The 13417-nt window shown below is 70.0% G+C and carries 10 protein-coding genes; 1 reads left to right on the forward strand and 9 read right to left on the reverse strand.

Annotated features, from left to right (window positions below):
* Positions 1-76 precede the first annotated feature (76 nt).
* The 5 genes from AN218_RS02745 to AN218_RS02765 all read right to left on the reverse strand — a co-directional run bounded on the left by AN218_RS02745 (position 77) and on the right by AN218_RS02765 (position 7537).
* Positions 77-1039: an ABC transporter substrate-binding protein gene (locus AN218_RS02745; RefSeq protein ID WP_070014964.1), complete on the reverse strand. Its 963-nt coding sequence runs from the start codon at positions 1037-1039 to the stop codon at positions 77-79.
* Positions 1040-1106: 67 nt separating this feature from the next.
* On the reverse strand, positions 1107-3149 hold the full coding sequence (locus AN218_RS02750; RefSeq protein WP_070014966.1) for an ABC transporter permease: 2043 nt from the start codon (positions 3147-3149) through the stop codon (positions 1107-1109).
* 70 nt (positions 3150-3219) lie between these two features.
* Complete coding sequence (locus AN218_RS02755; RefSeq protein WP_070014967.1) at positions 3220-4323, reverse strand: quaternary amine ABC transporter ATP-binding protein; 1104 nt, start codon at positions 4321-4323, stop codon at positions 3220-3222.
* Complete coding sequence (locus AN218_RS02760; RefSeq protein WP_079131758.1) at positions 4323-5966, reverse strand: GMC family oxidoreductase; 1644 nt, start codon at positions 5964-5966, stop codon at positions 4323-4325. Before AN218_RS02760 ends, AN218_RS02755 begins: the two co-directional genes overlap by 1 nt.
* Before the next feature lie 68 nt (positions 5967-6034).
* On the reverse strand, positions 6035-7537 hold the full coding sequence (locus AN218_RS02765) for an aldehyde dehydrogenase family protein (protein WP_070014969.1): 1503 nt from the start codon (positions 7535-7537) through the stop codon (positions 6035-6037).
* A gap of 388 nt (positions 7538-7925) precedes the next feature.
* On the opposite strand from AN218_RS02765, the gene AN218_RS02770 reads away from it, so the two are divergent.
* Positions 7926-8513, forward strand: coding sequence for a Uma2 family endonuclease (locus AN218_RS02770; protein ID WP_070014970.1), 588 nt, complete (start codon positions 7926-7928; stop codon positions 8511-8513).
* Between the two features lie 20 nt (positions 8514-8533).
* On the opposite strand, the gene AN218_RS02775 is transcribed toward AN218_RS02770, so the two are convergent.
* From AN218_RS02775 to AN218_RS02790, 4 genes are all read right to left on the reverse strand, one after another.
* Positions 8534-9367 carry a hypothetical protein gene (locus AN218_RS02775; RefSeq protein WP_070014971.1) on the reverse strand — a complete coding sequence of 278 codons (834 nt, stop codon included), beginning with the start codon at positions 9365-9367 and terminating at the stop codon, positions 8534-8536.
* Positions 9368-9389: 22 nt separating this feature from the next.
* Complete coding sequence (locus AN218_RS02780; protein ID WP_079131755.1) at positions 9390-9848, reverse strand: hypothetical protein; 459 nt, start codon at positions 9846-9848, stop codon at positions 9390-9392.
* Positions 9845-11746 carry a hypothetical protein gene (locus AN218_RS02785; RefSeq protein ID WP_070014973.1) on the reverse strand — a complete coding sequence of 634 codons (1902 nt, stop codon included), beginning with the start codon at positions 11744-11746 and terminating at the stop codon, positions 9845-9847. The genes AN218_RS02780 and AN218_RS02785 overlap by 4 nt, the downstream gene beginning before the upstream one ends.
* 415 nt (positions 11747-12161) lie before the next feature.
* The gene (locus AN218_RS02790) at positions 12162-13151 is read right to left on the reverse strand and encodes a malate dehydrogenase (protein ID WP_070014976.1); all 990 of its coding nucleotides are present in this window, start codon (positions 13149-13151) and stop codon (positions 12162-12164) included.
* Positions 13152-13417: the final 266 nt, after the last annotated feature.

Here is a 13417-nt window from a genome sequence, read left to right on the forward strand (position 1 = left end):
CCGGGAGACCGCTTGGTCTCCCGGCCCCTCGCGCTGTTCGTGAGCGTGGGCGTGCCTCAGTGGCGGCGCCGTCGCGTCACTTCTTGGGGATCCACTTCTCCCACGTGGACTTGTTCGCCTTGATCCACTTCTCGGCGGCGTCCTCCGGCTTCATCTTCTTGCCGGCGATGTCACCCGCGACCTCGTTCTGGTCCTTGGTGGTCCACTTGAAGTTCTTGATGAACTTCGCGGCGTCGCTGTTGCCCTTGGCGAAGTCCGCGTTGAGGAACTTCTCCAACTGGTTGGTCTCGTAGCCGCACTTCGCCTTCGCGGCGGGCTCCTCACAGCCCGGCGTGTACTTCGGGAGCTTGATCTCCGTCATGTCGATCTTGTTGTTCATCCACTGCGGCTCCCACCAGTAGGTGAGGAAGGGCTTCTTGGCGTCGTAGAGCCGCTGGATCTCCTTGAGCTGTGCCGCCTCGGCACCGCTCGGGATGTGCTTGTAGTCGAGCTTGAGGTTCTTGATCAGTTCCTTGTCGTGCTGCGAGTACGACGGTGCGGCACCGATGAAGTGGCCCTTGTCGCCGCTCTCGGAGGTACGGAAGTCCTTGGCGTGCTTGTTGAGGTTCTTCCAGTCGGTGATGTCGGGGTGCTTGTCCGCGTAGTACTTCGGCACGAACCAGCCGATGTGCCCGACGACTCCGAGGTCGCCGCCGGAGACGACGGTCTTCTTCTCGTCGACGTACTTCTTCTGCTTCTTCGGTACGCCGTGCCAGTCCTCGAGGATGGCGCTGGCCTTGCCGCTGTCGAGCGCGTCGAAGGCGACGGGCTCGTCCATCTGCTTGGCCTCGACCTTCACGTCGAGCTCGTCCTCCAGGAGCTTCTTCACGACGGCGGCGTTCGCCTGCGCGCCGACCCAGGAGGGTTCAGCGAGGACGACTTTGTCACCGCTCCCCCCGCTGTCGCTACTGGTGTCGGCCTTGCCGCACGCGGACAGGGAGAGCGCAGTGACCATGCTGACGCCGACGACGAGAGTGGCGCGTATCTGTTTGTTCCTCATGTCTGTGACCTGTTTTCTCTTCTCGGGGTGGACGTTTCCGTCGGGGTGGGGGGCGTTGTGTGGGCGCCTACTCACGGGAGCGCGCTCCGGCGGGCTGGGTGATCCTGTCGAGCATGATGCCGAGGCAGACGATGGCGATGCCCGCGGGCAGACCCTGCGAGAGGTCGCCCTTGGACAGGCCCTGCACGACGTTGTAGCCCAGCGCGCCGCCGCCGATCAGGCCGGCGATGACGACCATCGACAGCACGAGCACGACACCCTGGTTGACGCCGACGAGCAGCGACTTGCGCGCCAACGGAAGCTGCACGCCCAGTAGTTGCTGCCTGCTCGTCGCCCCCAGGGAACGGGACGCCTCCATCGCCGCGGGGTCGACGTAGCGCAGCCCCTGCGCGGTGATGCGGATGACCGCCGGGCACGCGTAGATGACGGCCGCGATGATGCCCGCGCTGCGGCTGAGGCCGACGAGCGCGATCACCGGGATCAGATACACGAACTGCGGCATGGTCTGCATCGTGTCGAGCACGGGACGCAGCATCCGCTCCACTCGCTCGATACGTGCCGCGAGGACGCCGAAGACGACGCCGATCACGACGGTCACCACCAGACCCGCGATCACCTGCGAGAACGTGTCCATCGACAGCTCCCACAGACCCATCACGCCGATCAGGCCGATGCAGATGACACCGGTCAGCGCGGCCCGCCACGTACCGACGATCCAGCCGACGACCGCGACCAACAGAGCCAGGGCCCACCACGGCGTGGTCTCCAGACCTGTACGCAGCGGGTTGAGCACGTAGATCGTGAAGCCCTTGGCCCAGGTGATCGTGCCGCCGAGCACCGGGATGCCGGAGCCGATCGTCGAGGTGAGCCAGTCGACTGCGCTCTGGAGGGGACGTGTGAGGTCCACCGTCCAGGCGTCCGGCCACTCGCGCTCGCCCAGGGACGAACCGATCGCGGCGAAGAGCCCGATCAGGACGACGATCAGCCCCCACACGGCCATCCGCACCCGCGCCATGAGGCGCGTCGCGCCGACGGTCACGGTCGCGTCCAGCCGTTCCCCCGCCGCCGCGGTCGTACGGTCCAGCAGCACCGCGATCAGCACGACGGCGATGCCCGCGGTGAGCGCTGTGCCGACGTCGAGGCTGCCGAGTGCCTGGTAGATCTCGTCGCCCAGTCCCTCCGAACCGATGAGGGAGGCGAGGACGACCATCGACAGGCACATCATGATCGCCTGGTTGAGACCCAGCATCATCTGCTTACGGGCCAGCGGCAGCCGGGCCGTCCACAGCCGTTGCCAGGAACTGGCGCCGAGCGATGCCGATGCCTCCAACGCGGCCGGGTCCGCGCTGCGCAGGCCGAGCGAGGTGAGGCGGGCCATCGGCGGAGCCGCATAGATCACCGTCGCGATCAGCGCGGACGGTATGCCGACGCCGAACATCAGCAGCAGCGGCAGCAGATACGCGAAGGCCGGCATGACCTGCATGGTGTCGAAGACGGGCCGCAACATCCGCTCGAAGCGGTCGGAGAGGCCGGCCCCGAGTCCCAGCAGCAGACCCAGCACAGCGGAGGCGAAGACGGCCACCGTCATCAGGGCCAGCGTCTCCATCGTGGGCTGCCACATGTTCAGCACGCCGCAGGCGATGAAGACGCCGAGCGTGGTGCCGCCCGTACGCAGTGCGCGACGGGAGAGGTCCGAACCTCCGGCCGCCCAGCCGACCAGCGTGCCGACGGCCGTGACGCCGATCCAGCCCATCGAGTCGAAGAGACTGACGATGGCGTCCACCGACGACTCGGCCGCGTTGCTGATGTGCAGCAGGAAGTAGAGGAAGATCGGGCTCTTCTCGCGGTTGTCGACGAGCCAGTTGTCCAAGTCGTTGAGCGGCGACTTGATGTCCACCGTCCAGCTCTGCGGCCAGATGCCGGAGCCCGAGACCGCCGCGCTGACGATCACGACCAGGACGGCGAGCAGCAGCACCAGCAGCTTGGGGTTGCGCGCGAACACCGCGAGGGGGCCCGGCACTTGCTGCCCCGCCGGGCTGTCCTGCCGGTGCCCGGGGACGGCGTCGGCGGGCTTCTTCTCGTCCTGCTCGGAGAGGGTGGGGGTGCTCATACCGGCCTCACCGCCCCGGAGCCGTCTTCGGAACGGGCCTGCCACGGGGCGGGCGCCGCACGGCGATTGCTCATACCGCGGCCACCTCCTTGTCCTTGCCCGCGTCGCCCTCGCCGTCGTCGTCGCCGTCGAGACCGGCCACGACGTTGAGCAGACAGGCGTGGTCGACGACGCCGATGGTCCGGCCGTGGTCGACGACGCGGAAGTTCTCACCGCTGCGTGCGATGGCCTCGATCGCGTCGGAGACGAGGGTGTCCGGGGAGAGTTCGGCGCCGCCGTTGGTCTCCGCCTTCTCCGCGGGACGCATCGCACGGCGCACGGATATGACCTGTTCGCGGGGGACGTCGCGGACGAAGTCGCGGACGTAGTCGTCCGCCGGGTTGGCGACGATCTCCTCGGGCGTGCCGAGCTGCACGATCTCGCCGTCCCGCATCAGCAGGATGCGGTCGCCCAGCCGCAGCGCCTCGGACAGGTCGTGCGTGATGAAGATCATCGTCCGGCCCTCCTCGCGGTGCAGCCGGATGACCTCCTCCTGCATGTCCCGGCGGATCAGCGGGTCCAGCGCACTGAACGGCTCGTCGAACAGGAGGACTTCGGGGTCGACGGCCAGGGCGCGGGCCAGGCCGACGCGCTGCTGCTGGCCGCCGGAGAGCTGTACGGGGCGGCGGTCGCCGAGGCCCTGCAGGCCGACCTTCTCCACCATCTCGGCGCCCTTGGCCCGGCGTTCCTGTTTGGAGACGCCCTGGATCTCCAGGCCGTACGCAACGTTGTCGGTGACCGTACGGTGCGGCAGCAGGCCGAAGTTCTGGAAGACCATGGCGGTGCGGTGGCGGCGCAGTGCGCGCAGCCGGTGCTTGTCCATGGCGCGTACGTCCTCGCCCTCCATCTCCAGGACGCCCGCGGTCGGTTCGATGAGGCGGGTCAGGCACCGCACGAGCGTGGACTTGCCGGAGCCGGAGAGGCCCATGACGACGAAGACCTCGCCCTTGCGTACGTCGAACGAGACGTCGCGTACGGCCGCGGTGCAGCCGGTGCGCTGGGTCAGTTCGGCGGCGGAGAGCCCGGCGAGTTCCTTGTCGCCGGGCACCCGATGTGCCTTCGGGCCGAAGACCTTCCACAGATTGCGGACGGAGAACACCGGGGTGACCGGGGCGGACTCGCTGGTCTCGGACATCACGCAACACCTCCCGGTGCCGTAGTCGGATTCGTTGTCGCAGTGGGTGAATCGTCTGGGTGGGCGCCGTCGCGGGCGGCGCTGCCGGCGGCGGTGGCGGCGGAGGCGGAGTCCTCACGTACGAGGTCGGCCGCCTTCTCCCCGACCATCAGCACGCCGATCATCGGGTTGACCGCGGGCATGGTGGGGAAGACGGAGGCGTCCGCGATGCGTACGCCCCGCAGGCCGCGCACCCTCAGCCGGGGGTCGACGACGGCGAGCGCGTCGTCCGCCGAGCCCATCCGGCAGGTGCCGGCGGGGTGGTAGACGGTGTGCGCGACCTTGCGGGCGTACTCGCTGATGTCCTCGTCGGAGGTGACCTCCGGGCCGGGGCATACCTCGCGCTTGAGCCAGCGCGCGAAGGGCTCGGTGCGGGCGACCTGCCGGGCGGCCTTGATGCCGTCGACGAGGGTGCGGCCGTCGTAGTCGTCCTCGTCCGTGAAGTACCGGAAGTCCAGGGCCGGTTTGACGGACGGGTCCGCGGAGGTGAGGTAAAGGCGCCCGCGGCTGCGGGACTTGGGGATGTTGGGCGTCAACGAGACGCCGTGCGGGGGGCGTTCGTAGCCCAGCCGCTCGGGGTTGTCCGTGAACGGGATCTGGTAGAAGTGGAACATCAGGTCGGGCCCGGCCGACTCCGGGTCCCGGCGCAGGAAGAGTCCGGCGTCGGAGTCCATCGCGGAGTTGTCGGGGATGGGTCCGTCCGTCTCCCAGACGATCACCGACTCGGGGTGGTCGAGCAGGTTCTCCCCCACGCCCGGCAGGTCGTGTACGACGGGGATCCCCAGCGCCTCCAGGTCCTGCCGCGGGCCGACGCCGGAGTGCATCAGCAGCCGCGGGGTGTCCACGGCGCCCGCGCACACGAGGACTTCGCGCCTCGCGGAGAGCAGCCGCTCCGTGCCGTCGGCGGCGCGTACGTGCACGCCGGTCACCGTGCCGTCGGCCACCTCCAGGCGGTACGCCCAGGTCTCCAGGAGGATCTCCAGGTTCGGGCGGTCGCCGGCCTCGATGTGCGGGTGGAGGTAGGCGACGGAGGCGGAGGAGCGCTTGTTGGTCTCCGGGTGGTACGAGAGGTCGAAGAAGCCGACGCCCTCGTGGAACGGCTGCTTGTTGAAGCCGTCGATCTCGGGGACGTCCAGAGCGTCCTTCGCGGCCGCGATGAAGTCGCGGGCGATGTCGTTGCGGTCCTGCTCGCCGACGGGCACGACGTTGTTGCGCAGCTTGCCGAAGTACGGGTCCATCGCGGCGGCGCCCCAGCCCTTCGCACCGCCGGCCTCCCACTCGTCCCAGTCGGACGGCAGCGGCTTGAAGGAGATCAGCGTGTTGTGCGAGGAGCAGCCGCCGAGCACTCTGGCGCGGCTGTGCCGGATGTGCGAATTGCCCCGGGGCTGCTCGGTCGTGGGGTAGTCGTAGTCGAGTTCGCCGCCCAGCAGGCCGAGCCAGCGGCGCAGGGTGAGCACCTCGGGCCGGTCGATGTCCGACGGTCCGCCTTCGATGACGGCGACGGTCACGTCCGGGTCCTCGGTGAGCCGTGCGGCGATCACCGAGCCGGCCGTGCCGCCGCCGACGATGACGTAGTCGTAGCTGGACGTGTCGTGGCTGGCCATTTCCGTGTCGTGCTCCTTGCTGTTCACGTGGTCGGACGGAGGTGACGAGGGCATGGTGCGGTGCTCCGTCAGCCGGAGAACCAGCGGACCGGTGCCGGGCGCAGGTTCTCGTACACGTGCTTGGTCTCGCGGTACTCGGCGAGTCCGTGCGGGCCCAGCTCGCGGCCCACGCCGGACTTGCCGAAACCACCCCACTCCGCCTGCGGCAGATAGGGGTGGAAGTCGTTGATCCACACCGTGCCGTGCCGCAGACGGGCCGCGACGCGGCGGGCACGGGCGGTGTCCGCGGAGAAGACGCCGCCGGCGAGGCCGTATTCGGTGTCGTTCGCCAGCGCCACCGCCTCGTCCTCCGTACGGAAGGTCTCGACGGTGAGGATAGGCCCGAAGGTCTCCTCCCGGATGACCTTCATGCGCCGGTGACAGTTGTCGAGGACGGTCGGCGAGTAGAAGTAGCCCTCGGCGGGCCGTACGTCGGAGGGCGCGGGACGCTCTCCGCCGCTGCGGAGCACGGCGCCCTCGTCGAGGGCGGAGGCGACGTACGCCTCGGTCTTGGCGAGCTGCTGTGCGGAGACCAGCGGCCCGCACTCGACGCCCTCCTCGGTGCCGCGGCCCAGCCGGATGCGCTGGGCGCGGGCGGCGACCTCGCTGACGAAGCGCTCGCGCACCGACTCCTCGACGATGAGGCGGGCGCCGGCGGAGCAGACCTGGCCGCTGTGGATGAAGGCCGCGTTGAGCGCCTGGTCGACGGCGGTGTCGAAGCCCTCGTCGGTGGCGCAGGCGTCCGCGAAGACGACGTTGGGGTTCTTGCCGCCCAGCTCCAGGGCCACCTTCTTCACGCCGTCGGCCGCGGCGCGGGCGACCTTCGTACCGGAGAGGAGGCCGCCGGTGAAGGAGACGAGGTCCACGTCGGGGTGCTCGGACAGGCGGGCGCCGACGGGGTCTCCGGCGCCGGTCACCAGGTTCGCCGCACCGGCGGGCAGTCCCGCCTCGGCGAGCAGCTTCACCAGGTGGACGGTGGTCATCGGCGTGATCTCGGAGGGCTTGATCACGAAGGTGTCGCCCGCCGCCAGGGCCGGGGCGATCTTCCAGCTCGCCTGCAGCAGCGGGTAGTTCCAGGGCGTGATCATCGCGCAGACCCCGACCGGCTCGTGCACGACGACGCTGTGCACGTCCGCGTCGCCGGCGTCCACGACGCGGCCGCCGGACTCGCCCGCGACGAGGTCGGCGAAGTACCGGAAGGCGGCGGTGACGTCGTCGACGTCGACGCGGCCCTCCTCCCAGGTCTTCCCGGCGTCCCGCGACTCGGCGAGGCCGATCTCCTCGCGGTCGCGCTGGAGCAGGTCCGCGACGCGGCGCAGCAGCGCGGCGCGTTCGGCGACGGGTGTACGGGGCCACTCGCCCTCGTCGAAGGCGCGGCGGGCGGCGGCGACGGCGGCGTCGGTGTCCGGGACTCCGCCTTCGGCGACGACGGCGAGCGTGGTGGCGTCCGCGGGGTCGAGGATCTCCCGCGTCTGTCCGGACTGCGCGGCACGCCACTCGCCGTCGATATGGATGCTGTGAATTTCGGACACCTTCTGTACTGCCTTCCGAGCCGTAAGCGATTCATCGTGTCACGAGAAAATCACGTCGCGATCACGCTGAAATAAGGCCTTGTGCTGGTCACATGACAAGAGCGAACCCTGCCCCGTCTCGGCGGTTGCATGTCCGCCCGGGACAGATAAGTGGGGTTCCTCACGGGGGAAGTGCGCCACAGGAAGGCGAAGAGCCTGATTGGCGCCGTGTGCAGGTCTTCATAACGATTTGAGCGTGGCGCCGTGGCTTGATCTTTCGCGTTCCGGACAGGCGGTGTTGACGGGCGCATAGGCGACGATCGGGGACGTGTCCTGATGAGCGTCCGTACCGTTGGACAACGCGGCTGCACGCGTGGACCGGCGCGGCAGGGGGGAGGAGCACAGGGTCATGACCATCGCACCGATCGACAGGATCGAGATGACCGAGCGCGAGGTGCCGAGCCTGGACGACCTGTTCGAGCGGCTGGAGCGGATGCCCGTCCCCGAGGGCTATAAGACCGAGATCGTCGAGGGGACGGTCTTCATGTCGCCGCAACGGGACACGCATTGGGAGATCGTCCTGGGGATCGTCGAACAGCTTCGGACCAGGTATCCCAAGGGCCGGGTCAAGTCCGACGTGCGATTCGACTTCCCGGGGAATCTGAACGGCTTCGCACCCGATGTCGTGGCCCTCGGCGAGGACGCCCGGCAGAACGAGCGCGGGCAGTGGGACATCGAGGCCATCGAGTTCATCGCCGAGGTGGTGTCGCAGAGCACCGCGGCCAACGACTACGGCGCGAAGAAGCGTGTCTACGCGACGGCGCGGGTGCCCGTTCTCCTCGTCGTCGATCCCTGTGCGGGAGAGTGCCACCTCTTCACCCAGCCCGAGAAGGACGATTACCAGAGCCATCTGACGGTCGCCTTCGGCAGGCCGCTCGATCTCTCGGCGACCGCCGTCGGGTTGGAGCTGGAAACAGGGGACTTCCCCCGGGACTGAGGCCGGCGCCCCCGCGTGCCTCATGGCAGGGACTGTTCGCCGAGGCCGTCGTCCCCGTCTCCGCCGCCGTTCTTCGCGCAGTCCACACCCGTCGGGCAGAAGAAGGCCAGCGCCGTGTCCAGCCGTTCCTTCTCCTTCTTCGCCGCGCCCTTCTCATCGGGCGCATAGGCCACCAGCGCGTACAGTTCGCCGTCCTCGGCCTCGAAACGGTGGTCGATGACGCGGCGCGGGCCGTCGTGTTTCTCCGAGTCGTAGGTGTATTCCAGGCGGGCCGCCGAGCCGTCGCCGCCGTCGAGGCGGTCGAGGGATTCGCGCTCGTAGTCCTTGTTCTTCTCGGCGTTGTCCTCGGCCAGTTCCAGCGAGTCGTACGGGTCGGAGTCCTCCACGTAGAAGACCTGGAGCTGCTCGGAGCCGCCGGGCTTCTCGTAGAAGACCGTGGCCGCGCCGTCCCGTTCCTCCGAGCGGCGCTTCCAGCCCTCGGGGACGGCGACGCTGAACCCCTCGGGATCCGCGGAGAGTTCGTAGCCCTCGGGCGGGTCCGACGCGGAGGGGTCCGCCGAGTCCGAGGGCTCGTCCGGCTCCTCGTCGCCGCCCGCCGGCGCCCTCTTGTCCGGGCGGGTGGTGGCCGCCGGGTCGGGCACGACCACGGAGGAATCGGCGCCGTCGGGCTGCTCCGGCTCGTCCTTCCAGCCGAGCGCCCATACGCCGAAGACGAGGCCGCACACCGCGAGCACCGCCAACGTGCCCCGCACCGCCTGCCGTTGCCGCCGCGAGGACTCCGTCTGCCGCCGCGTGCGCTGCACGTCCGCGTCGTGGTCCACCCAGCGCTGCTGGTCGGGGTCGAAACGGATCACGGGCCCTCACCTCTCACGACTCTCACCCCAGGATCTGCGCGGCGGACTCCACGACCGCGGTCGCCGACGCCAGCAGGCCGACCGCGCTCGCGCCCGTCTCCAGCCGTTCGCGGAGGCGGGCGAGCCTGCCCGTACCGGCACGGCCCGTACGTGTGATCTCGCCCTCGATCTCGTCCAGTTCGCCGCCGACGGCCGCGGTCTCGCCGGAGGACGCGAGCACCCGCATGTCCGCGCGCAGCGCCCGCACCGCCTCCAGCAGCGCCAGCGTCGCTTCGTCCGTCTGCGGCGGCGGGGCCGCATGGCTGTGGGAGACCGCCTGGCCGTGGGCTCCCGTGGCGATCGCGCCGCCGGACATGCTGCCGATGTGCACCGCGCCCCCGCCGCCGGAGGCCGGAGCCGATTCCGGAACCGGAGTCGAATCCGGAGCCGGGTCCGGCGGCACCGGGGCCGCACCCTCGCGGTCCTCGCCGTCGCGGCTCACGCCGGGCTCCTCTCCAGGTGCTGCGCCTGGCCCCGCTCCCCGGTGGCCACGGCGCCGCCGCTCATCTCCTCGATGTAGACGCCGCCGTCCCGTACGTTCACGATCTGCTGCTCGAAGCGGTCGGTACGGAAGCCGTTCTCCTCCAGGGCGTCCCGTACACCGCTGGCGATCCTGTCCTGGACGGTCTTGATGTACCGGCTGACGTCCATTTCCTGGAACAGCGACAGCTCTTCGGTGCTCGCCAGCTCCCGTACGGAGACCAGCGGGGCGTCCGGGGCCGCGTGCTCCGGGGAGGCCAGCCACTCGCGGACGACCGACAGCAGCGTGCCCGCCGCGCCGATTCCGGCGGCGGCGACCGCCGTCGGCGAGGCGAGGAGCGCGAGCACGCCCTCGCGCAGCGAACCGTCGCCGCCGCGCTCGACGATGGCGTCGACCTCCCTGAACTCCTCGACGACCGGCCCCAGTACATGCGGCACGACCTCCAGGACCAGCATCCCGCCCTGGGTGTGGACGCGTACGAGCAGCGAGACCACGACCTGTTCGTGCCAGGAGCCCACACGGATACGGAGGAAGTGCCGCCGGGCCTCGCCGGCGTCGGCGGCGGCCTCCAGAAGGTGCTGCTGGATCTGCTCCTCCGAGTAGACGCCGCTCTGGCGTCCGGCTCCGGCGGGCAGATAGACGAACTCCTCGATCTCCAGGCCGCGCAGGCTGTCCCGGCTGGTGCGCGCCGTCGCGTCGCGCAGGGCCACCAGCTTCGGCATGATCATCTCCAGGACGTGCCGGCTGGAGAGATGGTCCGCCGGCGGTCCCTGCCCGTCCGTGTACGCCTGGCCCGGCGTCTCCGCCGTGGCGTCGGGCTGCGTCCGTCCGGCGCCGGTGTCGGGGATCTGCGCGTTGAGCATCGCGCTCGGGTACGGCGGCTGCACCGGATAGCGCTGAGGCTGCGGCGACTCCCCCGGCTGCGGCTGCACTTGGGCCACCGGCCCGGCCGCGCCGCCGGGCGTCTGCGGCGGCACACCGCCGGACCGGCCGGCTCCCGGCGACTCCTTCTTGCGGCGCAGCTCCAGCGCGAACGACCAGGGCTTGTACGGGACTCCGGCACCGATGAACGGGCGGTTCGCGTCGTACAGCGTGACCTGCGCGTGCTGTTCGCGGTCGATGGCCTCGCCGATGCGCCGGTAGTGCTCGGAGTAGGGCAGTTCGGGCTGCGGCGCCGTCGCGAAGCTCTCGCGGCCGAGCTGCTCACGCAGCAGGGCCGTCACACGGATCCGGTGCAGCCAGATCACCACGGCCATCAGCAGCGGGAAGATCACCGGGAACGGGTTGTCCACGATGCTGCCGAGCGCGGTGATCCAGTAGCCCACGGCGTACAGACGGGCCGCGTACGTCACGATCCTGCCCAGCGAGCGGCGGACCGCGGAGCGCAGCCGTCCGGCGGGCCGCGCAGCCCCGTACAGCCGGGTCTCGCGTCCCGAGATCGTGCGGCCCGCCCACAGCCAGAACACGACGGTCGCGTAGAACAGCACCCAGTCCGTGGGCTGTTGGGACAGCGAGAAGAAGTCGGCGTCCCCGACGGACAGGGACCTGGAGAGGAGGTCGCCGGCGGAGACGCCGGCGTCGCCGCCGAAGCTGTCGTCCGCCACGTCCCAGGCGAGAAGTAAGGAGACGAGGAAGAAGCCCGCCCAGACCGCGAGCAGTGCGAGGGCCGTCTGCGCCTCCTGCCGCCGCGCGCGGAGCGCGTGCGCGAGCACGGGCCGTACGTCGACCCCCAGCGACGGTGCGACGGGGCGCTCGACATGGCCGACGAGTTCGTCGACGACGCGTTGACGGAATCCGGCGTTCAAGTGCGCGCCCGCGCACAGCAGACGTGTCGCCTCACTGTGAGCATGTGTGCGCATGGAGTGACTCATGAGCAGCCCCGACTTCCCCAGAGTCCGTTCAGGGATTGGCCTTGAACATACCCGAGGCGGCGCCGCCCGACCACGGGAGGAAATCCCCTGTGGATAACGCTTCGGGAACGCCGCGGAATCGCCCGCCCCGGGTGCGCGGAATCCGTGAACTCCCCCTAGGACAGGGCGAGTCGGGGCCTTTCCGGAATCCGCCCTGCTGCTTCCCGGGCCCCTCCGGTCACGGAAGCACACGCCCGGGAACGGCGCGGGCCCGTGCGCTCCGGAAGGTGTACTCCCGGGGCGCACGGGCCCGTTGGCGTTGTCCGGCCGCACGGCACGGCACCGGCACGGCACCGGCACGGCACCGGTTCATCCGTACCGACGGCCGCCGCGACCGCGGCGCGTGTGCGTCAGGCGGCGTGCGTCAGAGCAGGCCGAGACCCCGCACGGCCTCGCGCTCGTCCGACAGCTCCTGCACGGAGGCGTCGATGCGGGGACGCGAGAAGTCGTTGACCTCCAGCCCCTGGACGATCGTGTACGTGCCGTTCTCGCAGGTGACCGGGAAGGACGAGATCAGGCCCTCCGGAACGCCGTAGGAGCCGTCCGAGGGGATGCCCATCGACGTCCAGTCGCCCGCCGGGGTGCCGTTGACCCAGGTGTGGACGTGGTCGATCGCCGCGTTGGCGGCGGACGCGGCCGAAGAGGCGCCGCGGGCCTCGATGATGGCGGCGCCGCGCTTGGCGACGGTCGGGATGAACTCCTCCGCGAGCCACTTCTCGTCGTTGACGGCCTCGGCGGCGTTCTTGCCGGCGACCTCGGCGTGGAAGATGTCCGGGTACTGCGTGGCCGAGTGGTTGCCCCAGATCGTCAGCTTCTTGATGTCGGAGACCTGCGAACCGGTCCGCTTGGCGAGCTGCGTGAGCGCGCGGTTGTGGTCGAGGCGGGTCATGGCCGTGAAGCGCTCGGCGGGGACGTCCGGGGCGGCGGCCTGCGCGATGAGGGCGTTGGTGTTCGCGGGGTTGCCGACGACGAGGACCTTCACGTCGTCCGCGGCGTGGTCGTTGATGGCCTTGCCCTGCGGCTTGAAGATGCCCCCGTTGGCCTCCAGCAGATCGCCGCGCTCCATGCCCTTCGTACGGGGCCGGGCGCCGACGAGGAGGCCGACGTTGGCGCCGTCGAAGGCCACGTTCGGGTCGTCGGTGATGTCGATGCCGTGCAGCAGCGGGAAGGCGCAGTCGTCCAGCTCCATGGCGGTGCCCTCCGCCGCCTTCAGCGCCGGGGTGATCTCCAGCAGCCGCAGCTTGACCGGGACGTCGGCGCCCAGCAACTGGCCGGAGGCGATACGGAAGAGCAGCGCGTAGCCGATCTGGCCGGCCGCTCCGGTGACGGTGACATTGACGGGGGTGCGGGTCATGGCGGTCTCCGTAGTACCTGGCGGTGGCGGTTTCGAAGGCGGGGTCCGTCCCGGATGACTCCCTGGTCCCTCTTCCCCGTGGTCCCTCCCGGCGAAGCGCGGGGAGAGCCCGGAAGAGAAGCCAGGGGGAGAAGCCGGAGGGAACGCGCCCTGTCCTGCGGTGGGGTCTCCCCGTATGTCTCTCTACGTCAAGAGACCCCGCGCCAGGCTATCCGACGCCGCAAACGCATCGGCAGCCGCCCGCGCAAGGAGGGATGGCGCGGGCG

It is taken from the genome of Streptomyces nanshensis (assembly GCF_001751255.1).
GTDB classification, from domain to species: Bacteria; Actinomycetota; Actinomycetes; order Streptomycetales; family Streptomycetaceae; genus Streptomyces; species Streptomyces nanshensis_A.

Coding starts and splice junctions, on each gene's coding strand:
- AN218_RS02770 (WP_070014970.1), top strand. CDS start 7,926: ATGACCATCGCACCGATCGACAGGATCGAGATGACCGAGCGCGAGGTG.
- AN218_RS02755 (WP_070014967.1), bottom strand. CDS start 4,323: ATGTCCGAGACCAGCGAGTCCGCCCCGGTCACCCCGGTGTTCTCCGTC.
- AN218_RS02750 (WP_070014966.1), bottom strand. CDS start 3,149: ATGAGCACCCCCACCCTCTCCGAGCAGGACGAGAAGAAGCCCGCCGAC.
- AN218_RS02745 (WP_070014964.1), bottom strand. CDS start 1,039: ATGAGGAACAAACAGATACGCGCCACTCTCGTCGTCGGCGTCAGCATG.
- AN218_RS02760 (WP_079131758.1), bottom strand. CDS start 5,966: ATGGCCAGCCACGACACGTCCAGCTACGACTACGTCATCGTCGGCGGC.
- AN218_RS02790 (WP_070014976.1), bottom strand. CDS start 13,151: ATGACCCGCACCCCCGTCAATGTCACCGTCACCGGAGCGGCCGGCCAG.
- AN218_RS02785 (WP_070014973.1), bottom strand. CDS start 11,746: ATGCGCACACATGCTCACAGTGAGGCGACACGTCTGCTGTGCGCGGGC.